Source organism: Streptomyces sp. 4N509B (assembly GCF_052245655.1).
In the GTDB taxonomy this organism is placed as follows: Bacteria; Actinomycetota; Actinomycetes; order Streptomycetales; family Streptomycetaceae; genus Streptomyces.
Map to the genome: position 1 here is coordinate 99,060 of NZ_JBQQBZ010000004.1, position 23,287 is coordinate 122,346.

20 protein-coding genes, 1 other RNA gene and 1 pseudogene are annotated in these 23,287 nt (G+C 76.5%); 10 read left to right on the forward strand and 12 right to left on the reverse strand.

All coding sequences use genetic code 11. The features are described 5' to 3' along the window. Positions 1 to 44 precede the first annotated feature (44 nt). The 4 genes from ACTWP5_RS06475 to ACTWP5_RS06490 all read right to left on the reverse strand — a co-directional run bounded on the left by ACTWP5_RS06475 (position 45) and on the right by ACTWP5_RS06490 (position 5,354). Complete coding sequence (locus tag ACTWP5_RS06475) at positions 45 to 1,745, reverse strand: ABC transporter ATP-binding protein (RefSeq protein ID WP_443219769.1); 1,701 nt, start codon at positions 1,743 to 1,745, stop codon at positions 45 to 47. After that, positions 1,742 to 3,052 (reverse strand): energy-coupling factor transporter transmembrane protein EcfT, encoded by a 1,311-nt coding sequence (locus tag ACTWP5_RS06480; protein WP_443219949.1) that lies wholly within the window; start codon positions 3,050 to 3,052, stop codon positions 1,742 to 1,744. Before ACTWP5_RS06480 ends, ACTWP5_RS06475 begins: the two co-directional genes overlap by 4 nt. 137 nt (positions 3,053 to 3,189) lie before the next feature. Beyond that, the gene (locus ACTWP5_RS06485) at positions 3,190 to 3,936 is read right to left on the reverse strand and encodes an SCO2322 family protein (protein WP_443219770.1); all 747 of its coding nucleotides are present in this window, start codon (positions 3,934 to 3,936) and stop codon (positions 3,190 to 3,192) included. Then, on the reverse strand, positions 3,933 to 5,354 hold the full coding sequence (locus tag ACTWP5_RS06490; protein WP_443219771.1) for a prenyltransferase/squalene oxidase repeat-containing protein: 1,422 nt from the start codon (positions 5,352 to 5,354) through the stop codon (positions 3,933 to 3,935). The genes ACTWP5_RS06485 and ACTWP5_RS06490 overlap by 4 nt, the downstream gene beginning before the upstream one ends. 470 nt (positions 5,355 to 5,824) lie before the next feature. Here ACTWP5_RS06490 and ACTWP5_RS06495 point away from each other — a divergent pair, with 470 nt between their 5' ends. The 3 genes from ACTWP5_RS06495 to ACTWP5_RS06505 are packed head-to-tail and all read left to right on the forward strand — an operon-like array spanning position 5,825 to position 9,017. Beyond that, the gene (locus ACTWP5_RS06495) at positions 5,825 to 7,150 is read left to right on the forward strand and encodes a glycosyltransferase family 4 protein (RefSeq protein WP_443219772.1); all 1,326 of its coding nucleotides are present in this window, start codon (positions 5,825 to 5,827) and stop codon (positions 7,148 to 7,150) included. Beyond that, positions 7,144 to 7,926 carry a class I SAM-dependent methyltransferase gene (locus tag ACTWP5_RS06500; RefSeq protein WP_443219773.1) on the forward strand — a complete coding sequence of 261 codons (783 nt, stop codon included), beginning with the start codon at positions 7,144 to 7,146 and terminating at the stop codon, positions 7,924 to 7,926. The genes ACTWP5_RS06495 and ACTWP5_RS06500 overlap by 7 nt, the downstream gene beginning before the upstream one ends. Then, positions 7,923 to 9,017, forward strand: coding sequence for a prenyltransferase (locus ACTWP5_RS06505; RefSeq protein WP_443219774.1), 1,095 nt, complete (start codon positions 7,923 to 7,925; stop codon positions 9,015 to 9,017). The genes ACTWP5_RS06500 and ACTWP5_RS06505 overlap by 4 nt, the downstream gene beginning before the upstream one ends. A gap of 130 nt (positions 9,018 to 9,147) precedes the next feature. On the opposite strand, the gene ACTWP5_RS06510 is transcribed toward ACTWP5_RS06505, so the two are convergent. The 3 genes from ACTWP5_RS06510 to ACTWP5_RS06520 all read right to left on the reverse strand — a co-directional run bounded on the left by ACTWP5_RS06510 (position 9,148) and on the right by ACTWP5_RS06520 (position 12,510). Continuing rightward, positions 9,148 to 9,999 (reverse strand): DUF5336 domain-containing protein, encoded by an 852-nt coding sequence (locus ACTWP5_RS06510; protein ID WP_443219775.1) that lies wholly within the window; start codon positions 9,997 to 9,999, stop codon positions 9,148 to 9,150. 169 nt (positions 10,000 to 10,168) lie between these two features. Beyond that, positions 10,169 to 10,771, reverse strand: coding sequence for a class I SAM-dependent methyltransferase (locus ACTWP5_RS06515; protein WP_443219950.1), 603 nt, complete (start codon positions 10,769 to 10,771; stop codon positions 10,169 to 10,171). 209 nt (positions 10,772 to 10,980) lie between these two features. Continuing rightward, a complete protein-coding gene (locus ACTWP5_RS06520; RefSeq protein ID WP_443219776.1) occupies positions 10,981 to 12,510 on the reverse strand; it encodes a hypothetical protein in 1,530 nt (509 codons plus the stop codon). A gap of 270 nt (positions 12,511 to 12,780) precedes the next feature. Between ACTWP5_RS06520 and ACTWP5_RS06525 the strand changes: the two genes are divergently transcribed. From ACTWP5_RS06525 to ACTWP5_RS06535, 3 genes are read left to right on the forward strand one after another with little or no spacing between them, the layout of a single operon-like run. After that, positions 12,781 to 13,650: a Nif3-like dinuclear metal center hexameric protein gene (locus ACTWP5_RS06525; protein WP_443219777.1), complete on the forward strand. Its 870-nt coding sequence runs from the start codon at positions 12,781 to 12,783 to the stop codon at positions 13,648 to 13,650. Continuing rightward, a complete protein-coding gene (locus ACTWP5_RS06530) occupies positions 13,647 to 14,390 on the forward strand; it encodes a zinc ribbon domain-containing protein (protein WP_443219951.1) in 744 nt (247 codons plus the stop codon). Before ACTWP5_RS06525 ends, ACTWP5_RS06530 begins: the two co-directional genes overlap by 4 nt. 7 nt (positions 14,391 to 14,397) lie before the next feature. Further along, the gene (locus tag ACTWP5_RS06535) at positions 14,398 to 15,642 is read left to right on the forward strand and encodes a bifunctional RNase H/acid phosphatase (RefSeq protein ID WP_443219778.1); all 1,245 of its coding nucleotides are present in this window, start codon (positions 14,398 to 14,400) and stop codon (positions 15,640 to 15,642) included. 62 nt (positions 15,643 to 15,704) lie between these two features. On the opposite strand, the gene ACTWP5_RS06540 is transcribed toward ACTWP5_RS06535, so the two are convergent. Beyond that, positions 15,705 to 17,027, reverse strand: a complete 1,323-nt coding sequence (locus tag ACTWP5_RS06540) for an SgcJ/EcaC family oxidoreductase (protein ID WP_443219779.1) — start codon at positions 17,025 to 17,027, stop codon at positions 15,705 to 15,707. Between the two features lie 97 nt (positions 17,028 to 17,124). On the opposite strand from ACTWP5_RS06540, the gene ACTWP5_RS06545 reads away from it, so the two are divergent. Next, the gene (locus ACTWP5_RS06545) at positions 17,125 to 17,640 is read left to right on the forward strand and encodes a MarR family winged helix-turn-helix transcriptional regulator (protein WP_443219780.1); all 516 of its coding nucleotides are present in this window, start codon (positions 17,125 to 17,127) and stop codon (positions 17,638 to 17,640) included. A 42-nt stretch (positions 17,641 to 17,682) separates the two neighbouring features. Here the strand turns inward: ACTWP5_RS06545 and yaaA are convergent, their stop codons facing one another. Further along, on the reverse strand, positions 17,683 to 18,480 hold the full coding sequence (yaaA, locus tag ACTWP5_RS06550) for a peroxide stress protein YaaA (RefSeq protein ID WP_443219781.1): 798 nt from the start codon (positions 18,478 to 18,480) through the stop codon (positions 17,683 to 17,685). 22 nt (positions 18,481 to 18,502) lie between these two features. Here yaaA and ACTWP5_RS06555 point away from each other — a divergent pair, with 22 nt between their 5' ends. Together ACTWP5_RS06555 and ACTWP5_RS06560 are read left to right on the forward strand one after the other, a co-directional pair. Beyond that, on the forward strand, positions 18,503 to 19,402 hold the full coding sequence (locus tag ACTWP5_RS06555) for an AraC family transcriptional regulator (RefSeq protein WP_443219782.1): 900 nt from the start codon (positions 18,503 to 18,505) through the stop codon (positions 19,400 to 19,402). A 52-nt stretch (positions 19,403 to 19,454) separates the two neighbouring features. Beyond that, positions 19,455 to 20,216 (forward strand): annotated as a pseudogene (locus ACTWP5_RS06560) (DMT family transporter); the annotation flags it as partial. Here the strand turns inward: ACTWP5_RS06560 and ACTWP5_RS06565 are convergent. After that, positions 20,162 to 20,335, reverse strand: coding sequence for a hypothetical protein (locus ACTWP5_RS06565; RefSeq protein ID WP_443219783.1), 174 nt, complete (start codon positions 20,333 to 20,335; stop codon positions 20,162 to 20,164). The pseudogene ACTWP5_RS06560 and the gene ACTWP5_RS06565 sit on opposite strands and share 55 nt — an antisense overlap. Before the next feature lie 6 nt (positions 20,336 to 20,341). On the opposite strand from ACTWP5_RS06565, the gene rnpB reads away from it, so the two are divergent. Continuing rightward, an RNA gene (gene rnpB, locus ACTWP5_RS06570) (RNase P RNA component class A) lies at positions 20,342 to 20,764 on the forward strand. Between the two features lie 158 nt (positions 20,765 to 20,922). On the opposite strand, the gene ACTWP5_RS06575 is transcribed toward rnpB, so the two are convergent. Together ACTWP5_RS06575 and ACTWP5_RS06580 are read right to left on the reverse strand one after the other, a co-directional pair. Then, positions 20,923 to 22,137, reverse strand: a complete 1,215-nt coding sequence (locus ACTWP5_RS06575) for a PQQ-dependent sugar dehydrogenase (protein ID WP_443219784.1) — start codon at positions 22,135 to 22,137, stop codon at positions 20,923 to 20,925. Positions 22,138 to 22,315: 178 nt separating this feature from the next. After that, a complete protein-coding gene (locus ACTWP5_RS06580; RefSeq protein ID WP_443219952.1) occupies positions 22,316 to 23,203 on the reverse strand; it encodes an ADP-ribosylglycohydrolase family protein in 888 nt (295 codons plus the stop codon). Positions 23,204 to 23,287 lie beyond the last annotated feature (84 nt).

Below are 23,287 nucleotides of genomic sequence, written 5' to 3' on the forward strand. Positions count from 1 at the left end.
CCACCGTGTGGCGGCCCGCCGGGCGTCCTTCTCCGTCCTCTCCGTCACGGTCCGGCCTCCGCCCGGACGCCGTCCCCGGGAACGTCCTCGCCCGGTGTGTCGGCCGCCGTCGGGCCGCCGCCGAGGGCGGAGCGGACCTGGCCCGGGGTCAGCCAGGGGGCGCCCAGCACCTTCGTCACCTGCGGGGCGAACGACGGTGAGGCCACCACCACCTCCGCCGTCGGCCCGTCGGCCACGACCTCGCCCTCCGCCAGCACCACGACGCGGTCGGCGATCTCCGCGGCCAGCTCCACGTCGTGGGTGGCCAGCACGACGCCGTGCCCGTCGTCCGCCAGGTCCCGCAGGACGCGGGCCAGCCGCGCCTTGGCGGCGTAGTCCAGGCCACGGGTGGGCTCGTCGAGCAGCAGCAGCGGCGGGGCGGCCGTGAGGACCACGGCCAGCGCCAGCGTGAGGCGCTGCCCCTCGGACAGGTCACGCGGGTGGGCCCCGCCCGGCACGCCGGCGAGCAGCCGCGACACCAGCGCCCGGCAGGTCCCGGGCTGCGCGTCGGCGTCGGCGTCGGCCGCCGCGCACTCGGCGGCCACGGTCTCGGCGAACAGCAGGTCACGCGGGTCCTGCGGGACGAGCCCCACGTGGCGCAGCAGCCGTGCCGGGCGGGTGCGGTGCGGCGGCCCGTCGAGGCCCGTGAGCGTCACCGACCCGGCCGCCGGGGTGTGCATGCCGAGCACGGCGCGCAGCAGCGTCGACTTGCCCGCCCCGTTGCGGCCCATCAGCGCCACGGCCTCGCCCCGCCGCAGCCGCAGGTCGACGCCGTGCAGCACCTCGGCGCGGCCTCGCCGCACCGACAGCTTCCGCACCGTGGCCAGCTCCGGCACCGCCGCCTCGGGCGCGCCGCGCTGCCCGGCCGGCTCCCGGAGTGCCGGCGCCGCGCCCGCGAGCCGCCGCGTCAGCGGCGCGGCCCGGCGGCGGGCCTCCCGCACGGTCAACGGCGGCGGCTCCCAGCCCGCGAGGCGCCCGAGGGCGACGACCGGCGGGTGGACGGGGGAGCGCCCCATCACCTCGGCCGGCTCGCCGAGCACCGGCGGCTCGCCGGGGGCGGGCAGCAGCAGCACCTGGTCGGCGAACTGCACCACGCGTTCCAGCCGGTGCTCGGCCAGCAGCACCGTGGTGCCCAGGTCGTGCACGAGGCGCTGGAGCACCGCGAGCACCTCCTCGGCGGCGGCGGGGTCGAGCGCCGAGGTCGGCTCGTCGAGCACCAGGACCCTCGGGTGGGTCGTCAGCACCGAGCCGATGGCCACCCGCTGCTGCTGACCCCCGGAGAGCGCGTCGATCGAGCGGGCCCGCAGCTCGGCCAGGCCCAGCAGGTCGAGGGTCTCCTCGACGCGGCGCCGCATGGTGGCCGGCGGCAGGCCGAGGGACTCCATGCCGTAGGCGAGTTCGTCCTCGACGGTGCCCGTGACGAAGTGGGCCAGCGGGTCCTGGCCGACGGTTCCCACGACGTCGGCGAGTTCGCGGGGCCGGTGGGTGCGGGTGTCCCGCCCCGCCACGGTGACGCGGCCCCGCAGCGTGCCGCCGGTGAAGTGCGGCACCAGTCCGGAGACCGTGCCCAGCAGTGTCGACTTGCCGACACCCGAGGGGCCGACCAGCAGGCACAGCTCCCCCTCGGGAACGGTCAGGTCCACGCCGGCCAGCGTGGGCGCGGGCGCGCCGTCGTAGGTGACGGAGACCTCGGAGAAGGTGATCACGGTGCCGCTCCAGCGTCGCGTCGTGCGTCGGGTCGCACCGGGCGAGCCGCGTCGGGTCCGGCGCCACGTCCGGCGCTGGGGTCGGTGCCGGGCTCGGCGTCTGGTCCGACGTCTGGCCCGGTGGCCGTTCCGGCGTCCGGTCCGGCGTCCGGTCCGACGGCTGGCCCGGTGGCCGGTCCGGCGTCGGTTCCGGTGTCCTCGGCCGCGTGAGGGGCCGGGCGCGCGGCGCCCGGCGGCCGGGGCGCGACGAACGCGGGCAGCAGGCCCAGCAGCATCGCGGCGGCGGGCCACACGGGGAACTCCGGCGCCGTGAGGGGCACGACGGCCGGCTCCAGGGCCCCGGGGACGGCGGCGGAGGCCACGGCGAGCGCGGAGGCGACCGCCGCGCCCGAGCCGGCCACCAGCCAGGCCCGCGCCCCGAAACGGTCCGGACGGTACCGGGTGCGCGGGCTGCGCCGGCCCCCCAGCCACAGCCCGCCCACCGCCGCCAGCAGGCCGATCCCCAGCAGCGGTGCCCCGAAGCCGCCGCCCGAGGCCGCCATCAGCCCGTACGCGCCGACGCAGACGCCGACCAGGCCACCGAGGACCAGCGTGTTCGTGGCGTGACGCACGGCCGGCGCCACGTCGGCGGTGCGCCCGTAGCCCCGCGCGTCCATCGAGGCGGCCAGCGCCACCGACCGCTCCAACGCCCCCTCCAGCACCGGGCGGGCGACCCGCAGGGCCGGGAGGACCCCCCGGTCCTCCCGGCCCCGCAGCCGGCGGGCCGACCGCATCCGCAGCAGGTCGGCCACGAGGCGCGGCGCGAACGTCATGGCGACGACGACCGCCACGCCCATCTCGTACAGCGCGCCCGGCAGCGACTTCAGCAGCCGGGCGGGATCGGCCAGGGAGTTGGCCGCCCCCAGACAGATCAGCAGGGTCGCCAGCCGCATCCCGTCGTAGGCGGCGAACACCACGCCCTCGGCCATCACCCGGCCGCCGAGCCGTACCCCCGCCAGCCAGTCGGGCAACGGCACCTCGGGCAGTGCGAACAGCAGCCGCGTGCCGCCGACGGGCGAGCCGAGCACGACGGCGAACAGCACGCGCAGCAGCACGACGAACGCGCCCAGCACCAGGAAGACGCCGAAGGCCCGCGCCCACGGCGCGTCGGTGCGGCGGGCGGCGACGACGTAGCCCGCGACGACGACGAGCAGCGCGAGGAGCAGGGGGTTGGTGGTGCGGCTGGCGGCGGCGGCGAGACCGAGCGCCCACAGCCACCACGCCCCCGCGTGCAGCGCGTTGGACCGGCTGGCCTCGGGCGCGCGCAGCGCCAGCAACAGCCGTGCGGGCCGCGAGCGGAGGGCGGCGCCCGGCGTCCCCGCCACGCCCGGCGTCCCCGACACCCCCGGCGCTCCCGACACCCCCGGCGCTCCCGACATCGTCGTGCTTCCCGTCCGCGCCGCGCTCAGCCGCGCCGCTGGCGGGAGCGGCGCACGGCCGCCACCGCCAGGAACGCCACGACGCCGACGCCCACGGCGGCGGCCACGGCGCTGCCGCCGGAGCCACCGTCCCCGCCGCTCTCGCCGCTCTCGTCGTTCTCACCGGCCGCCGCGCCCTGCTCGGCCCCGTCACCCTCCCCGTCCCCGCCCTCGGCGAGGGAGACCGTCTCGCCACAGCCCCGCTCCGGGTAGCCCTCGATCGCGCACAGCAGGCCGCCGGAGCCGTAGCGCAGCGGCTGCGCGACCGCGGCCAGCACCTCGGCGGCCGTCGCGCCGTCGGCGACGCCGGTGGCGCACACCGCCCTGGCCGGCGGCGGTCGTTCGCCGTCCGGCGCGTGTGAGGCCAGCCCGTGGTCGAGGACCAACGCGACGCGGGCGCCGCCCTCGCCGGTTCCCTCCGCCACCCCGCCGCAGACGGCGGCGAAGTCGGCCGCGTCGCGCGGCTGGTGCGCGTCGGAGGAGTCCACGCTGACGGCGAAGCGGAAGCCGACGACGTCGCCGTCCCCGACCCGCGCCGTCGCCGGCCCCTGGGTGGCGTAGGTCCAGGTGCCGGCCGTCTCGTCACCCTCCCAGAACGACCAGTACCGGTAGCCGGTGTCGTCCGCGCGGGCCGGCGTCGTCGACAGGACGCCACCGGCCACGGCGGCGAGCAGGGCGAGCGGCGCCACGGCGAGGCCGCGCCGCGCCCGGGCCCCCGCGCGGCGCGGTCTCACGCCGCCTCCCCGCCCCGGCCGTCCGCGCCGTCCCGGTCACCGCCGTCGACGCGGTCACCGCCGTCGTCGCCCGCCGTCCGCCGCCGCACCAGCACCACCGCGGCGACCACGGCCGCGGCGACCACCACGCCGCCGACGATCCACGGGAGCGCGCCGGCGCCGCCGTCGGAGGCGTCCGCGCCCTCGCCGTCCCCGGGCACCGCGTCGTCCGCGGTGGGGCCGAGTGCCCCGAGCGCGGTCACCAGGTCGGCGCCGCCGAAGTCCTCAGGCGCGGCCCCGGCCGCCCGCACCGCCAGGATCAGCGTGCCGAGAGCCGCCGGGCTCTCGCCGTAGCCCTGCCACGAGCCGAGGTTCTCCTGAAGCCACGCCAACGGGCCCGCCGCCGCGTCGCTCCGCCCGCCGGCCGCCAGCGCGATGACGGCCCGCGCGGTCGCGCCGTGGTCGGGCACCTCCGCGCCCTCGCCGGTCAGCGTCACCAGGTGCTCCTCGTTGTCGCCGAGCACGGCGCCCAGGTACGCGGCGCCCGCCGCCGCGACGGCGGCCGGGTCCACGGCGTCGCCGCCGGAGGCGTCCCCGTCCTCCCCGCTCCCGGCGCTCCCGCCGCTCTCGCCGCCCTCGGCCGGCTCGTCCCCGTCGCAGGGCGGCGGCGTCGCCGCCGAGGAGCCCGCCTCCGCGGCTCGCTCGGCATCCACCAGCAGCCCGCTGCCGTACGCGGCGAGCAGGGCGTCGACGGTGGCGGCGTCGTTGGCGAACAGCTCGCCGGTCTCCGGGTCCGGCTGCCAGGCGAAGGCGCCCCGCAGCTCCTCGCCCGCCTCGCAGCCCAACTGGAGCCCGCTGAGGGCGTCGTAGGGCGTCGCCCCGTCCCGCACCACCTCGGCCGGGTTCTGCCCGGCCGCGACGAGGGCGCCCACGACGATCGCGGTGGAGTTGGCGTCGCTCGCGCCGCCGGGGTTGTAGGCCCAGCCGCCGTCCTCGTTCTGCACGCCCCGCAGCCAGGTGAGCGCCGCGTCGACGGCCTGCTCGTGCCCGCCGAGCGCGACCAGCGCCTGCACGGCCAGCCCCGTCGCGTTGGTGTCGGCGGCGGTGACGTCCCCGCACGGCTTGGTCACGTCGGCGCGGTAGGCGAGGAACGAGCCGTCGTCACACTGCTGGCCCAACAGCCACTCGACGGCGCGGTCCGCCGGCGCGTAGCCCACCGCGTCCTGGGCCAGCAGCGCCACCGACTGCCGCCACACCCCGTCGTAGGTGGGGTCGCTGTCGCCGAACAGACCCCGGTCGGCGTCCGACGGTGCGGGCGGCGTGCTCTGCGCCACCGCGGCCGGCGGCGCCGACAGGCCCGCCAGCGCGAGAGCGGCGGTGCTGACGCCCGCGACGGCGACGCGGCGCAGCAGCCCGCGGGTGAACGGGAGGGCGGTCATGGACACGTGAAAGCCTTTCGCTGTGCGGTCGGCCGCCGGGCACGGCAGGCCGCACGGCGTGGCACACCCACGCTGCGGGGCACCGGGCTCAGCTCCGTACTCCTCGACGGGCCGGCCACCCCCGGCGGGCGGGGACGGCCGATGGCCAGCGCGGCCCACGCTCGGGTGTTCCGGCTCACGAGCCACGCCGCCACGCGCGAGCGACGAGGCGTCGGGACGCGGCCCGCGGCGGATGGCTCGCTCACGGTTGCGGGTCAGCGCCGGAGTTCCACCGGACTTCCCCCGAACGCGGGCGAACTGTTCGGCTCACTCTAACGGCCCCGGTCGGGTCCTTCCCTCCGCCCCGCGTGGCCGGAATCACCTCGCCGCGCCCACCCGCCCGCCTGACCGGCCGCACGCCGGCGGGATATCGTGCACTCGCGCATTCTTTACTTGCGAGTAGCAGTGAACGGCAGTGGAGGGGGGCGAGCGTGAGCGCCAGCGCGGCACACGACGCCGAGCGCCCGTTGCGCATCGCGCTCCTCAGCTACAAGGGCAACCCGTTCTGCGGCGGCCAGGGCGTCTACGTCCGCCACCTCTCCCGCGAGCTGGCGGCCCTCGGGCACCGCGTCGAGGTCATCGGCGGCCAGCCCTACCCCGTGCTCGACGAGGTCCCGGGCGTCACCCTCACCGAGCTGCCGAGCCTGGACCTCTACCGCCAGCCCGACCCCTTCCGCACCCCCGCGCCGCGCGAGTTCCGGGACGCCGTCGACGTGCTGGAGGTCGCCACCATGTGGACCGGCGGCTTCCCCGAGCCGCTGACGTTCTCGCTGCGCGCCCGCCGCCACCTCGCCGCCCGCCGCGGCGCGTTCGACGTGATCCACGACAACCAGACCCTCGGCTACGGCCTGCTCGCCGCCCGCCGCCTCGGCGCGCCCCTGGTCACCACCATCCACCACCCCATCACCGTCGACCGCCGCCTCGAACTGGCCGCCGCCACCAGCCGCCGGCGCCGCGCCTCGCTGCGCCGCTGGTACGCCTTCACCCGCATGCAGCGCCGCGTCGCCCGCCGCCTGCCGTCCGTCCTGACGGTCTCGGAGTCCTCCCGCCGCGAGATCATCGAGGACTTCGCCGTCGCCCCCGAGCGGCTCCACGTCGTGCCCATCGGCGCCGACACCCGCGTCTTCCACCCCGACCCGGCGACGCCGCGCGTCCCCGGCCGGATCGTGACCACGGCCAGCGCCGACGCGCCCCTGAAGGGCCTGCCGCAGCTGCTGGAGGCGCTCGCGAAGGTCCGCACCGAGCACCCCGGCGCCCACCTCGTCGTCGTCGGCACCCGCCCCACGAACGGGCCGGTCGCCGCCGCCCTCGACGCGTTCGGGCTGGGTGGGGCCAGCGGCGCGGTGGAGTTCGTGAAGGGCATCGACGACGCGGAGCTCGCCGAGCTGGTCCGCGGCGCCGAGGTCGCCTGCGTGCCCTCCCTCTACGAGGGGTTCTGCCTGCCCGCCGCCGAGGCCATGGCCGCCGGCACCCCGCTCGTGGCCACCACCGGCGGCGCCATCCCCGAAGTGGCGGGGCCCGACGGCGAGACGTGCCTGGCGGTGCCGCCCGGCGACGCCGGCGCCCTGGCCACCGCGCTGAGCCGGCTGCTCGGCGACGGCACCCTGCGCGACCGCCTGTCGGCCGCCGGCCGGGAACGGGTGCTGCGCCGCTTCACCTGGGAGCAGGCGGCCCGCGGCACCGCCGAGCACTACCGGGCGGCGATCGCCGCCCGGCGTGCCCCCCGAGGAGTCCAAGGAGCCAAGAGCGCGTGCTGACCGTCGACTTCGCCCGTTTCCCCCTCGCGCACGGCGACCGGGTCCTCGACCTCGGCTGCGGCGCCGGCCGGCACGCCTTCGAGTGCTACCGGCGCGGCGCCGACGTCGTCGCCCTCGACCGCGACCGCGACGAGCTGCGCCAGGTCGCCGGCTGGTTCGCCGCCCTGCGCGAGGCCGGCGAGGCCCCGCCGGACGCCCACGCCACCACCGTCGAGGGCGACGCCCTGGCGCTGCCGTTCCCCGACGACAGCTTCGACGCCGTCATCGCCGCCGAGATCCTCGAACACATCCCCGACGACGCCCGCGCGCTCGCCGAGGCGGTGCGGGTGCTGCGCCCCGGCGGCCGCATCGCCGTCACCGTCCCCCGCCACGGCCCCGAACGCGTCTGCTGGGCCCTGTCCGACGCCTACCACGAGGTCGAGGGCGGCCACGTCCGCATCTACCGGGGCGACGAGCTCGTGCGACGGCTGCGCGCCGCCGGCCTCGTCCCGTACGGCACGCACCACGCCCACGCGCTGCACTCCCCGTACTGGTGGCTCAAGTGCGCCGTCGGCGTCGACAACGACACCTCGCTGCCCGTGCGCGCCTACCACCGGATGCTCGTGTGGGACATCACCCGGCGCCCCCTGGCCACCCGCCTCGCCGAGGACCTGCTCAACCCGCTGCTGGGCAAGAGCCTCGTCGTCTACGCCACCAAGCCGCGTCACGCCGCCGGCCGGCCGGAGGAGCCCGAACGGCCCGACGCGTCCGGTGAACCGGGGCGGGACGCGGCGTGACGTCCACCGGGCGCACGGGCCGGCCCGAGCCGACCCCGGCCAGCCCCCACGTCCTCCCGGGCGTCCTGACGCACCGTCAGGTCGCCGACACCGCCGACACGATCGCCGCCACCCAGCGCCCCGACGGCGCCATCCCGTGGTTCGAGGGCCACCACCTCGACCCGTGGGACCACGTCGAGGCCGCCATGGCCCTCGACACCGCCGGCCGCCACGAGCAGGCGGGGGCCGCCTACGACTGGCTCGCGCGACACCAGAACCCCGACGGCTCCTGGTACGCCGCCTACGTCGACGGCGACCCCGAACGCCCCACCGACCGGGCCAGCGAGAGCAACTTCAGCGCCTACCCTGCCGTCGGCGTGCTCCACCACTACCTCGCCACCGGCGACGAGACCTTCCGTCGCCGCATGTGGCCCCACGTCCGCGCCGCCGTCGAGTTCGTGCTGCGACTCCAGCGGCCCGGCGGAGAGATCGCCTGGCGCCGCGACCCCGACGGCAGCCCCGCCCAAGGCGCCCTCCTCACCGGGTGCTCCTCGATCCACCAGGCGCTGCGCTGCGCCCTCGCCCTCGCCGAGGCCCAGGGCGAGCCGCAGCCCGGCTGGGAGCTGGCCGCCGGTCGCCTCGCCCACGCGCTCCGCCGGCACCCGGACCGCTTCCTCGACAAGTCCCACTACTCGATGGACTGGTACTACCCCGTCCTCGCCGGTGTGGTGCGCGGCCCCGCCGCCCTGGCCAGGCTCGCCGACCGCTGGGACGACTTCGTCGTGCCGGGCTTCGGCGTCCGCTGCGTGCTGCCCAACACCTGGGTCACGGGCGGCGAGAGCGCCGAGCTGGCCCTGGCGCTGTGGGTCGCGGGACAGCCGGAACGCGCCGCCGAGGTGCTGCGGTCGATCGGGCACCTGCGCACCCCGGAGGGCCGGTACTGGACCGGCTTCGACTACGCGGCCGGGCGGGTGTGGCCCAGGGAGCTCACCACCTGGACGGCGGGCGCCGTCCTGCTGGCGCGCGCCGTCCTCGCCGGCCACACGCCCACCCGCGTCGTCTTCGACGGCGCCACCCTGCCGCGTGGCCTGGACACCGACTGCTGCGCCTGACGCCGACCCGTCCTCCCGCGCCGGCCGCCGGCCCTCCCGCGCCGGACACGCGAAACGGCGGTGGTCCCGTGGACCACCGCCGTCCCGTGTGCGGCGAAGGGCGTCAGCGCCGTCTGCTCAGCCCGTACGATCAGCCGCGCTGAATGCCCGAGGTGTCCTGCAGGACGCCCCGACGGCCGTCCTGCGTCTGGGCGACCAGCGACTGACCGCGCTGCTCGACCGCCAGGTACCAGGTGCCGGGCGCCAGCTCCGCCACCGGGGTGGACGAGCCGTCCTCGCTGTACAGCGGCCGGGCGGCGGGCACCGCGAACCAGAACGGCTGGAAGTTCGGGTCGGCGCCGGCCTGCTGCTGCGGCTGCCCAGCGGCACCACCGACGGCGGGAGCCATCGCGGTGGGCTGGTACGCGGCGGCCTGCTGCTGCGGCGTGGGCTGCCCACCGCCGTACGACGGCTGCGGCTGGCCCGGCTGCGGCTGGCCACCCGGACCCGGGTACCCGTAGCCCGGCTGACCGCCGTAGGGCTGACCCACACCCGGCTGACCGGGGGTGCCCGAGGACAGCGGCTGCTGGAGCGCGGGAACCATCGGCGTGGCGATCGCGGTGCCGGCCAGCGCCAGGGTGGCGAGGAGGCCGATGATGAGGCCGATGCCGAGGTCCGCCTCGCCCTTGTCACTGATCATCGTCCACAGGGCGGCCCAGGCGGAGGTCACCGACAGGGCGATGCCCCACTGGTCCAGCCTCAGCCCGAGGAACAACCGCTCCGGCTGCGGCAGGAAACGCGAGCCGATGATGGCTCCGCCGCCGAGGATGCCGGCCAGGAACAGCGAGGGCAGGACCGGGAAGAGCGAGCTGTCCCAGCCGTTGACGCTGTCGGAGAAGCCCTCGAAGTCATAGGAGTACGTGTCGAGGAACGAGGCGATGAAGAGCAGAAGCGCTGCTCCGCCCACTACTAGATCGCCTCGACGGAGCGAGCGGTTGTTCACGTCAAATCCTTCGTCGGTCTTGTCGTCATGGTCTGGTCAGACGGGACGGGCCGCGCCCCATCGTACGGATGAAGCACGTGCCCGGCCCGACGGGTCGGCTTATCTGTTTCTCAGGCGACACGCTTGTGATGTCGCCGTGACCTCGCGGGGCACCCCACGCCGCCGCTGGTCAGATCCCCTGGCCGATGCGCCTGAGCACCCGCAGTGAATCGCACGCCGCGTCCTCGGTAAAGGCACCGGAGGCCAGGGCGCGTCGCCAGACGCGGTAGGGCGCCTGACCCCCCGCCGCGGGGTCGGGGAAGACGTCGTGGATCGCGAGCAGCCCGCCCTCGGCGAGCTGCGGAGCCCAGCTCTCGTAGTCGGCGGTGGCGTGCGTGTCGGTGTGCCCGCCGTCGACGAAGACCAGGCCGAACCGGCCGCCGCCGCCCCCGCCGAGCGCCGCCGCGACCCGCGGCGAGGCGCCGACCACGGCGACGACGTGCTCCTCCAGCCCGGCCGCGGCCACCGTGCGGCGGAGGACGGGGAGGGTGTCCATCCGGCGCGGGTCCGTCGCGTCGAGCAGCCGGGGGTCGTGGTACTCCTGACCGGGCTGCTGCTCCTCGCTGCCCCGGTGGTGGTCCACGGTGACGACCACGGTGCCGGCCCGCCGGGCCGCCGCCGCGAGCAGCAGCGTGGAACGGCCGCAGTAGCTGCCGATCTCCAGCAGGGGCAGACCGAGCCGCGCGGCCCTGGCCGCCGCCGCGTACAGCGCGCGGCCCTCGTGGGCGGGCATGAAGCCCCAGGCGGCCTCGAAGGCGGCGAGGATCGCCGCGTCCGGTGCCTCGGGGGCGTCACCCGCCCCGAGCGCCGCGTCTGCGTCGCCACACTTCCCCCTGCGGTCCCCGTTGTTGGCCACCATGCTGCCTCATCCGTCGGACACCCGACGCGGCGGGTGTGTTCCCTCACGTGTCACGCGCCGGCTCGTCGCCGGCTGGCCGCCGCCTAGCCGCCGGTCCTGCCGAGCGGCGCCTGCTGGAGCGGCACCGGCTTGGTCACGGCGGTGGACGCGGGGTCGGGCACGGCGGGCGCCGGGGCGGCGGCCGGGGCGGCCTGGTCCGGTGTCGAAGGCGGCACCGCGTCGAGGGGGAACGCGTCGTGGGGGACCGTCTCGGGGGCGGCAGCCAGGTCCGGCAGCCCGGCGAGGAGCCCGTCCTCACGCGGCGGCTGCTGGCCGTGCGGCTCCCGCGGGAACGGCTCCTGCTCGCCGGCCGGCGGCGGCGCCTGTCCCGTGTCCGGTGCCTCGCCGGGATCCCGCGCCGGCGGGACGTCCCGCGCCGCGGACACGCCCTGGGGCTGCCCGAGGTCGTGTGGTTGCCCCAGGTCCTGTGGCAGCCCGAGGTCCGGCGCCTGCCCGACGTCCTGTGCCTGACCGGCGTCCGGCGTCAGCGCGTCGCCCCGCCCGTCCGGTGCTGTCGTCGGTGTCGTCGCCGGTGCCGCGCTCTGGCCCTGCGCCTGTTCGGGGAGCTGCCCCGGCTCGGGGTCCGGCACCGGCACCGGCACGCGCAGCAGCCCGCACGGCACGTGCGGGGAGGCGTAGGGCAGCAGCAACTCGCCCTCCACCGTCCAGCGGCCCGTCCCCGTCAGCCACCCCTCCGGCGCCGCGAGGTGCTGCAACTCCCGCTGCTGTGGCCGCCACACGGCCACCCACTCCGCGTCCGCGGTGGTCATCCGCAGCGCCACCGCGCACGCCTCGGGCAGCAGCACCTGCTCGGGCTGCACCGCGAACGGCTCGATCGCCACCCCGGTGACGTGCAACGCCTCGGGGAACCGCACCGGCCGGTGGCTGCCCATCACGCCCCAGCCGATCCGCTCCTCGCCCGGCGCGTCCGAGCGGACCAGCAGCAGGCCGCTGTCCGGATCGGCCAGCAGCAGCCGGTCGTTGCTCTCCTCGGCGATCCGCAGCAGCTCCGTCGGCGGGCCACCGAGCGGCGCGTCCACGGTCACGGTGACGGCGCGGGTGTGGCCGTCGGCGTCCGTGCGGTTCAGCGCCAGCAGCCGTCCCTCCCGGTCCAACCAGGCGCCGCCCTCGCAGCGGCCCGCCAGCAGCGTCACCCGCTCGGGACCGAACGCGCCGCCGCACACCAGCCACAGCGCCGTCGCGTTCTCGCCCTCGGGGACCAGCGCGTAGACCCGGTCGCCCGTCGGAGCGGGCGGCAGCAGCGCGATCCGCTCGCACTCCACCGGGCCGAGCAGCACCTCGCCGGTGTCGGGCCCCGAGGGGTACAGCAGGGAGAAGTGGTAACTGCCGCCGGCCCTGCGGCCGATCAGCACCCGCCCGTCGGTCAGCGGCACGACCGGGCTGTCCGGCTCCTCCGGCTGGCCGCCGGGCAGCCGCACCGCGTAGGGCTCGGGCCCGTCGAGGGTCCAGCGCTCGGGACACCACCCGCCGTCGCCGCTGTTCGTGGTGGCCACGTTCCTGAGCCGGGCCGCGTAGGAGCCGTCGGCGGCGATCACCAGGGGCACCGCCGGCACGGCGGGCACCTCCTGAGCCGAATGGGACGCCGGAACGGATGGCGTCGCGGACGGGGCTGTCATCTGGGCCTCACCTCCAGCGAGGACGCTAGGTTCGTACTCCCAGCCGGACAACTCGGCATCGGCCGCTTCACGCGTACGGGTGACGGGATCCGTATTCGGCTGAACAGTACCGGTCGTTCGTGCATCCTCCCGCACCTCGCCGGGCCCCCGGGCGGGCGGGCCGATCGGGGCGGCCTCGGGCGTGCCGGGGCCAGGTAGCCTGGGCCCGTGCCCGTACTCTCCGAAGTGATCATCGCGCTCGACACCCTATGGCCTCCCGAGCGGGCCGAGGGATGGGACGCCGTCGGCACGGTCTGCGGAGACCCGGACGCCGAGGTCAACGGCGTGCTGTTCGCCGTCGATCCGGTCCGCGAGGTGGCGCTGGAGGCGCGGGAGCTCGGCGCGCAGCTGCTGATCACCCATCACCCGCTGTATCTTCGCGGCACCACCACCGTCGCGGCCGACACCTTCAAGGGCCGCGTCGTGCACACCCTCGTCAGGAACGACATCGCGTTGTACGTGGCACACACCAACGCCGACCGGGCCGACCCGGGCGTCTCCGACGCGCTCGCCGCCGCGTTGGGCCTGAAGGTCACCGGACCGCTCGTGCCCGACCCCACCGACCCGGCGGGCCGCCGCGGCCTCGGCAGGATCTGCGAGCTCGTCCAGCCGCTGAGCCTGGCCGAGTTCGCGGCCCTGGCCGCCGCCCGGCTCCCCGCCACCGCGCAGGGCGTCCGCGCCGCGGGCCCGCCCGACCGGCCCATCCGCACCGTCGCCGTCTGCGGCGGCGCGGGCGACAGCCTCTTCGCCGAGGTCCGCGCCGCGGCCGTCGACGCGTACCTCACCGCCGACCTGCGCCACCACCCCGCCTCCGAGGCGCGCGCCCACACCGACACCGGCCCCGCGCCCGGCCCCGGGCCCGGTGTGGCGCTCGTCGACGCCGCGCACTGGGCCACCGAGTGGCCCTGGCTCACGCAGGCGGCCGCCCAGCTCGCGGCCGTCTCCGACCAGCACGGCTGGGAGCTGCGCATCGACGTCTCCCGCCTGGTCACCGACCCCTGGACGTTCAGCACGCCATCCGAAGGAGCCCCCAACTGAAAGCCGCGCCCGCCGACCAGATCCGTCTGCTCGACGTCCAGGGCCTGGACGTCCGGCTCACCCAGCTCGCCCACCGGCGCGAGAACCTCCCCGAGCACGCCGAGATCCGCTCGCTGGAGGCGGAGCTCACCCAGCAGCGCGACCTGCTCGTGGCCGCGCGGACCGAGGAGAGCGACACCGCCCGCGAGCTGGCCAAGGCCGAGCAGGACGTCGACCAGGTGCGTCAACGCGCCGCCCGCAACCAACAGCGCCTCGACTCCGGCGCGGTCAGCAGCCCCAGGGACCTGGAGAGCCTGCAGAGCGAGATCGCCTCGCTCGCCCGACGCCAGGACGACCTGGAGACGATCGTCCTGGAGATCATGGAGCGCCAGGACGCCGCCCAGGCCCGCGCGAAGGAGCTCGGCGCCCGGCTGGCGGAGCTGGAGGCCGGCGCCGCCGAGGCGGCCGAGCGCCGCGACGCCGCCACCCACGAGATCGACGCCGAGACCACGACCGTGCGCGAGCAGCGCGCCGCGCTCGTCGCCGACGTGCCCGCCGACCTCCTCGCGCTCTACGACAAGCTCCGCCAGCAGCACGGCGGCGTCGGCGCCGCCCGGCTCTACCAGCGGCGCTGCGAGGGCTGCCGCCTGGAGCTGAACATCACGGAGCTCGGCGAGGTCCGCGGCGCCGCGCCCGACGCGGTGGTGCGCTGCGAGAACTGCCGCCGCATCCTGGTGCGCACGCCCGAGTCGGGGTTGTGACCCGCCGATGAGCAGGAGCTTCATCATCGAGGCCGACGGCGGCTCCCGGGGCAACCCGGGCCCCGCCGGGTACGGGGCCGTCGTGCGCGACGCGGCCACCGGGGAGCCGCTCGCCGAGACCGCCGCCTCCCTCGGCATGGCCACCAACAACGTGGCCGAGTACCAGGGCCTGGTCGCCGGCCTGAAGGCGGCGCGCGCGCTCGACCCGGACGCGCGGGTGCGCGTGCGGATGGACTCCAAGCTCGTCGTGGAACAGATGTCGGGCCGTTGGCGCATCAAGCACCCCGACCTCCGGCCGCTCGCGCAGGAGGCCGCGCGCGTCTTCCCCGCGGGCGCCGTCTCCTACGAGTGGGTGCCGCGGGAACGGAACCGGCACGCCGACCGCCTCGCCAACGAGGCCATGGACGCGGCCCGCAGGGGCGAGACGTGGCGGCCGTCGCGCTCCACGACGACGGCCGGCGGCGCGTCGGCGGGGGACACGGCGGCGAGGGACGCGGCAGGCGGCGGCGCGGACGGTGCGGACGGCGCGCCGGAGGCCGGCGCGGGCGCCGGCGTCGGCCCCGGCCGCCGGGCCGCCGACGCCCGCCAGGCCGAGGAGCGGCCGGCCGTCGGCTGGCGCCCCCCGTCCGGTGCCCCCACCACCTTCCTCCTGCTGCGGCACGGCGAGACCGCGCTCACCCCGTTCAAGCGCTTCTCCGGAAGCGGCGGCTCGGACCCGGAGCTCTCTCCCACCGGCCGCGAGCAGGCCGACGCCGTCGCCCGCCGCCTCGCGGGCCCCGGCGGCCCCCGCATCGACGCGATCGTCTCCTCGCCGCTGCTGCGCTGCCGCCAGACCGCCGAGGCGAGCGCCGCCCGCCTCGGGCTGGAGATCCGCTACGACGAGGGCTGGCGCGAGGTCGACTTCGGCGCCTGGGAGGGCCTCAGCTTCGCCGAGGTCCGCGACCGGCACCCGCGCGACCTCGACGCGTGGCTCGCCTCGCCCGACGCGCAGCCCAGCGGCGGCGGGGAGAGCTTCACGGAGCTGACCCGCCGCGTCGCCGTGGCCCGCGACAAGGCCATCGCCCGCCACCCGGGACGCACGCTGCTGGTCGTCACCCACGTCAGCCCGGTCAAGACGCTGCTGCGCCTGGCCCTCGACGCCCCGGCCGTCTCGATGTTCCGGATGGAGCTCTCGCCCGCGTCCCTGTGCGAGGTGGCGTACTACCCGGACGGCAACGCGATGGTCCACCGCGTCAACGACACGGGCAGCTAGGAGCTGCCCGGCGGGGCCGTCCGGACGCCGGCCGCGTCACCAGCCGGCCCGGACAGCACCCCCTAGCCGGTCACGACCTGCGTGTTCTGCGCCGCCGCGATCCGCCAGGTGCCGGCGTCCTTCGCCAGGACGTAGAACGGCCGCCCCTCGGGGGCGTCCGCCAGCGGCGTCCCGTCCCAACGGACCGGCCGCTGACGGACGTTGACCACCGCGACGTCGGGGCGGACGAACAGCACCCGCTCGATGTCGTACACCGCCGTCGACTCCCGCATGGCGCCCGGCAGGACCTTGTGGGTGAACGCGTTGATCTCCTCCCAGCCGGCCAGCCGCCTGCCGTGGGCCGTGGTCCACACGGGGTCCTCGGTGCGGAAGTGGCTCATGAACGCGTCGGGCAGCTCGCTCTGCTGGGCGTGCTCGACGCCGGCGACCAGCGCGGCGACGGCCCGGACGTCGTCCTCTCCGGCGTCGGGGGAGCCCAGCACCTCGTACGTCCGGTAGGAGCCGGTGGCCAGGTCGGCGACCGCGCCGGCACGGGCCGGTCGCCAGCCCAGCCGCTGGCGCGCGGCGTCCCCGGCGACCCGCTGGTCGAGGGCGAGCGCGTCGGCGAACGCGGCGCCCAGCGCGGCGCGCGCCTCCTCGACCGGCCAGGCGCGCGGCGCCGCCAGCACGTCGGCGGCGCGCCCGGCGGCGCGTGCCACGTCCCGCACCGGGACGGCCGGTTCGGCCACACCGTGCCACAGGGTGCCGGCCTCCGCCCGTTCCACCGCCGCGACGTACAGCTCGGCGAGGTCGTCGACGTGCACCATCGGCCAGTGCACGGGCGCGCCGCCCGCCTCCCCGTCGGGGGCGACGAAGAGCGGCGCCCGGTGGTCCCGCGCCAGGTTCACCAGGAGGGCGGGGATGCCGCCGCCGCGCCCGTGCACGATGCCGGGTCGTATCACGGTGGCCCGCACCTCGTCGGCGGCGGCGGCCAGGACCTGACGCTCGATCAGCGGCCGGTAGCCGACGATCGGGAGCGGGTCGGTGGGGGCGTCCTCGCCTGCCGGATCCGGCCCGGTCGCCCCCAGCACCCACACGCCGCTGGTGTAGACGAACGCGCGCCCGGTGCCGCGCAGCGGCGCCAGCAGGGCGTCGACGGCGGCGGCGTCGGTCGCGGCGTCCCCGGTGGGGGTGGCCGCGTGGACGACGGCGTCGATGTCGGGCGTCACCGCCCGGGTGAGGGACCCGGGGTCCGTGAGGTCGCCGACGCGCCGTTCCCGTCCACGGCCGGGCCGGTCGGCGGCGCCGCGGCCCAGCTCGACGACCTCGTGGCCGAAGCGGGTGAGGTGGTCGGCGACGGCCGATCCGACGTAGCCGGTGGCGCCGAGCAGCAGAACCTTCATCATGACCTCCATCAAAGATTTCGACGTCGAAACTTTAGACCGGAGTCATGCATGGCGTCAAACTCTTCGACGTCGAAGTGTTAGCTGCTAACCTCGCCCCATGACGAACCCCGAACCCCGCGACGGAGTGGACGCGATCATCGACCAGTGGCGGGCCGCCCGCCCCGACCTCGACTGCTCCCCCATGGAGATCGTCGGCCGCCTCTCCCGCGCCTCCCGCCTCCTCGAACGAGCCGTGAAGGAAGAGCTCACCGCGCACGGCGTCGAACCCTGGGAGTTCGACGTGCTGGCCACCCTGCTGCGCTCCGGACCGCCGCACGTGCTCACCGCGGGAGCACTCAGCGCGGCGGCGATGGTCAGCTCTGCCGCGCTGACCAACCGCATCGACCGGCTCCTCGACCGAGGCCTCGTCGACCGGACCGTCGACCCCGACCACCGACGCCGCGTCCTGATCTCCCTCACCGACGAGGGACTCACCCTCGTCAACGAGCTGGTCGAACACCACCTGGCCAACGAACGCCGCCTCCTACAGGGACTCGACACCACCGACCACCAGCGGCTGGCCAGACTCCTGCGCCACCTGCTCGTCTCGCTCGGCGACTCGGCCGACGCCTAGACCGGCCGACACCTGGAAGGACCGTGGGCGCCCGCCCGCCCCCTACAGCTCCGTCACGACAACGTCCAACCGCACCGGCGACCCGCCGCCGCCCCCCTCCGCCCCCTCCACCACGTACCCCAAGTCCCGCAACGCCTCCACCAGCCGCCCCGGCGAACGCGGCAACGCGCCCGCCGTCAGCAGGTCACGCACCACGCGGCCCTTCGTCGCCTTGTTGAAGTGGCTGACGACCGACCGCCGCTCCACCCCGTCCACCACCCGCGACTGCACCACCCGCAACGTCACCGTCCGCCGCGCCAGCTCGCCCGCCGGCCGCCACATGCCCGCGTAGGGCGCCGACCGCAGGTCGAGCACGAGCCCGCCGCCCGCCGCCGCCGGCAGCGCCGTCGCCAACGGCCCGCGCCAGTACGCCGCGAGCGGCCCGACGCCCGGCAGCCGCACCCCGCCCGAGCAGCGGTAGGCCGGGATGCGGTCGGTGATCCGCACCGCGCCCCACAGCCCCGAGAAGACCAGCAGCGCCGCGCGCGCCCGCCGCCTGGCCGCCGCGTCCAGCGACGCCAGGTCGAGCGCCTCGTACAGCACCCCCGTGTACACCGAGCCCGCCGGCCGGGCCGGGGCCGTGGCCAACGCCGCGTTGCGCGCCACCTCCTCGCGCTGGCCCTCGCTCAGGCCCAGCACCTCCCGCGCCTTCTCCGCGTCGCCCTGGCAGAGCGCCACCAGCTCGCCCAGCACGGCCTCACGGGCCGGCGTCAGCTCGGGCAGGGACAGCGTGGACAGCGCGACGGGCGCGCCGGAGGCGGGGGCCGTCTTCCCCTCCGACGGCGGCAGCAGCATCAGCATGCCCGCAGCATACGATCACCCCATGCACGCGCGTGACCAGCAGCGGGGACGGGTGGGCCGCCGGGAGCTCGCGGTCTGGTCCCGCGTCACCCTCACGCCCGGCGCACGCCCCCTGGACCTGCTCACCGCGCGCTTCGACCGGCACCAGTACGCGCCGCACGCCCACGAGGAGTTCGCCGTCGGCGTGACCTCCGGCGGGCTGGAGACCATCGCCTACCGCGGCGGCCACCTCGTCTCCGGCCCCGGCAGCATCGTCGTGCTGGAGCCCGGCGAGATCCACACCGGCGGCCCGGCCCTCAGCGACGCCGGCTACGCCTACCGCGCCCTCTACCCGCCGCCCGCCCTGCTGGCCGAGGCGTGCCACGGAGACGGCGACCGCCCGCACTTCCGCTCCGCCGTCATCCACGACCCGCAGCTCGCCGACGCCCTCGCCCGCGCCCACCGCGCCGCGAGCCGGCCGCCCGGCCACCGCGACCCGCTGCACGCCGAGTCGGAGCTGCCGTGGCTGCTGGCCACCCTCGCCCGCCGCCACGCCGTGCCCGGCAGCGCCCGCCCCAGCCGGCCGTTGCCGCGGGGCGACGGGGAACGCGTCGCCCGCGTCGTACGGCAGCGGCTCGCCGACCAGCCCCTCGCGCCGCCGAGCCTCGCAGAGATCGCCGCCGACCTCGGCCTCTCCCGCTACCAGGTGCTCCGCGCCTTCCGGAGCCACGTCGGCATGCCGCCCTACGCCTGGCTCGCCCAGCACCGCGTCGCGCGCGCCCGCGCGCTGCTGGACGCCGGACAGCCGCCGGCCGCCGTCGCCACGGCCGTCGGCTTCGCCGACCAGGCGCACCTGACGCGCTGGTTCCGCCGCGTCCTCGGCGTCACCCCCGGCGTCTACCGCGACGCCTCGCGCAACAGCGTTCAAGACACCCCGCGCTGAGCCGCCGCACCATGCCGCCATGTCCGCACGCGGCTGGTTCCTCTTCTCCCTGATGTCCCTCCTGTGGGGCATCCCGTACCTCCTCATCAAGGTCTCCGTCGAGGAGGTCTCCGTCCCCGTCGTCGTCTTCGCCCGCACCGCGCTCGGCGCCGCCCTGCTCCTGCCGTTCGCGGTGCGCGTCGCCCGCCGCGACCCGGGGCAGCTGGGGCGGCTGCGCCGCCACGCCCTGCCCATCGCCGCCTTCGCCGCGTTCGAGATCATCGGGCCCTGGTGGCTGCTGTCCGACGCCGAGCGGCGCCTGGACAGCTCCACGACGGGCCTGCTCATCGCCGCCGTGCCGATCCTCGCCGTCGTGCTGGCGCGGCTGACCGGCGACGACGAGCGGCTCGGCGCCCGCCGCTGGGCCGGCCTCGCGGTCGGCCTCGTCGGCGTCGTGGCGCTGGCCGTGCCGCAGGCGCGCGGCGGCAGCACCTGGGCGGTCGCGGAGGTGATGCTCGTCGCGCTCGGCTACGCCCTCGCCCCGCTGATCGCCGCCCGCCACCTGCGCGAGGTGCCGACGCTCCCGCTCACCGCCACCTGTCTGACACTCGCCGCCCTGCTCTACGCCCCGGCCGCCGCGGCCACGTGGCCGCAGCAGCGGCCCAGCGGCGAGGCGCTGGCCGCGCTGGCCGCCCTCGGGGCGGTCTGCACCGCCGTCGCGTTCGTCGTCTTCTTCGAGCTGATCCGCGAGGTCGGCACCTCCCGCGCCATGGTCTTCACCTACGTCAACCCCGCCGTCGCCGTCGCCGCGGGCGTCGCCTTCCTCGACGAGCCCCTGACCGGCGCGCTGCTCGCCGCGTTCCCCCTGATCATCGCCGGCTGCGCGCTCGCCACCACCCGCGACCCGGCCGGGCGCGCGGCGCGGCCCGCGTCGGCGACTACCATGGTCGTCACGGCGGACGAGCCGGCCGGGCGGCCGCGTCGGGACCCCTCACGGGATCCCGCCGAGGAACGTCCGGGCTCCACAGGGCAGGGTGGTAGGTAACGCCTACCTGGGGCGACCCACGGGACAGTGCCACAGAAAGCAGACCGCCGGCACCGCGGCATCCGCCGCGGGGGCCGGTAAGGGTGAAACGGTGGTGTAAGAGACCACCAGCGCCCAGGGTGACCTGGGCGGCTCGGTAAACCCCACCTGGAGCAAGGTCAAGAGGGAGCGGCGGAAGCCTCCGCGGCTCCTGCGCGGACGACCGAGGGCGGCCCGCCCGAGTCCGCGGGTAGACCGCTTGAGGCCGGTGGCGACGCCGGCCCCAGATGGATGGTCGCCACCTCCGGGGCCGCGAGGCCCCGGGGGCACAGAACCCGGCGTACAGGCCGACTCGTCCGCCGCTGCCTGCGGCTCTGGCCGCGAGGACCGCCTCTGACCAGGGGCGGAGGAAACGGTGTTCCCGATCCGCCCGCCCGGCAGCCAGGGCGTCCGCGCCGCCGGGCGCGGCCGCGGTGCCCAGCCGCCCGGTCGGGCGGGTGGGCACCGCGGTCCGGTCTCAGTTCGCCTGCTGGAACTCGATGCGGTGGAGGCCACCGGGCAGGTCGTTGACGTAGTAGAGGTGGTTGCCGTCGGCGGTCGCGGCGATCGCGGTGGGCTGGGTCTGGAACTCGCCGATCTCCGCCGTCTCGTAGGCGCCGTCCGCGGTCGGGCGGATGGCGATGGCCGTGGCGCCGCAGTAGTCGGAGGCCAGGTAGGTGCCCTCGGCCAGGTCGGCGTACTGCTCGCCGCGGTAGACGACGCCGCCGATCACGGCGCAGTTGCCGCCCGTGAGCGGGTAGCTGTGGACCGGCTCGGTGAAGTCCGGGTTCTGCGGGCACTGTTCGGGGTCGTACTCCGTCGAGCCCTCGCGGCAGGACCAGCCGAGGTTCGCGCCGCCCCGGTTCGGGGCCAGGTGGTTGATCTCCTCCTGCTGGCCCTGCCCGACGTCCCCGATCCACAGGGAGTTGTCGGCGGGGTCGAAGGAGAAGCGCCACGGGTTGCGCAGCCCGTAGGCCCAGATCTCCTCGCGGGCGCCCTCGACCCCGACGAACGGGTTGTCCTCGGGCACGCAGTAGGGCAGCTCGCCGCAGGTGGTGCTGACGTCGAGGCGCAGGATCTTGCCGAGCAGGGTGTCCACCCGCTGACCGGTGTCGAACGGGTCGCCCGAGCCGCCGCCGTCGCCGATGCCCCAGTAGAGGAGGCCGTCGGCGTCGAAGGCCAGCTGGCCGCCGTTGTGGTTGCCGTACTCGGCGTGTTCCTGGCTGAGCAGCGGTTCGAGGCTGCCGTCGGCCAGCGAGTAGCGCGCCAGCGTGACCGCGCCGTCCGGCAGCGCCGTGTACGCCAGGTACAGCTCCTGGCTGTCGGCGAAGTCGGCGGGGGTGGCGATGCCGAGCAGGCCGCGTTCGTTCTGCGAGTTGTCGACGACGTCGGCGATGGTGAACAGCGGCTCCTCGGCCAGGCCGTCGTCGGGGTGGTAGACGCGGACGGTGCCGCGCTTCTCGGTGATGAACAGCCGCTGGGTGCCGTCGTCGGGGGCCGCGATCGCGGTGGGGCGCGACAGGCCCGAGCCGACCTGGGTGGAGGTGGCGGCCAGTTGGTCCAGCGGTACGGCCGCCGTGCTCGGCGGCTCGGTGGCCTCGTCGGCCGCCTCGCCGTGGGCGGAGGCCAGCGGTATGAGGACGGCGAGGGCGGCGGCGAGTGCGAGCCCGCCGGTCCAGTGTCGTGGTGACATGTGCGACTCCGTAAGAAACGTGGGGGATCTCTCTGCGGACGTGCGCGATGAGTTGGTGCCCATGGGGCGTCCGGGACGCTACCCGTCGCCGCCGCCGTGCGCCAGAGCGCTGCACCGGGGCCGCCCCCCGCGTGCCCTCGCCGACGGTGGGGAGCTTCGCGCCGCCGTGGTGGGGTCGTCAGCTGTCGGGGAGGGTGTCCGTCCAGGCGGGGAGGGGTTCGCGGCGGGCGTGCCAGGAGTGGGGGAGAGCGGCGGCGCCGGTGCGGGCGGCGACGACGCCGCCGGTGATTGCACAGGTGGTGTCGATGTCTCCCAGGCCCTCGGCCGTCGTCCACAGGGCGGTGGCCAGGTCGTCGAGGTGGTGGGCGGCCGACCACAGGGCGAAGGGGACGGTGTCGTCGGCGCGGACGCGGGAGCCGTTGCCCAACACGGCGGCGGCCTGGCCCGGGGTGGTGTCCGGGGGCAGCGCGGCGGCGCGGCGGAGGCCGTCGCGGGTGTCGCTGGCGGGCGTGCGGTCGGCCACCTGGTGGAGGAGGTCGGCGGCCGGTGGTGGGGGTGTGGCGTGGAGGCGGGCGGCCAGGGCGGCGGCCAGCGTCACGGCGACGGCGCCGGCGACGCCCTCGGGGTGCCGGTGGGTGACGGCGGCGGCCAGCCGTGCCTGGGCGACGGCCTGGTCGAGGTCGGCGTGGAACCAGGCGCCCAGTGGCGCGGTCCGCATGGCGGCGCCGTTGCCGAGGCTGCCCTGGCCGCCGAAGAGGTGAGCGGCGTGGGTGCGCCAGGCGGTGGGGTCGTCGGCCAGAACGGGGAGAAGCTCGTGCATGCCGGGGCCGTAGCCGCGGTACGGGTCGGCGGCGTAGGAGTCGGCGAGGGCGCGGGCGAGGCGGTCCGGGGCGATCGTCCCGTCCTCGTGGAGGAGACGGAGGACGGCCAGCGCCATGGCGGTGTCGTCGGTCCAGGGCCAGCGGGCGTCGGAGGGCGTGTGACGGTCGCGGATCCGGGCGACGACCTGCTCGGAGCCGAGGGAGCGGAGCAGGGGGAACCAGCGCTCGCCGAAGGCGTCGCCCATGGCCAGGCCGTCGATGCTGTCACGGGCCGCGGCCTGGGGGCTCCTGCCGCTGTGAGGGTGGGTCACGCGGGGATGCTGGCAGCC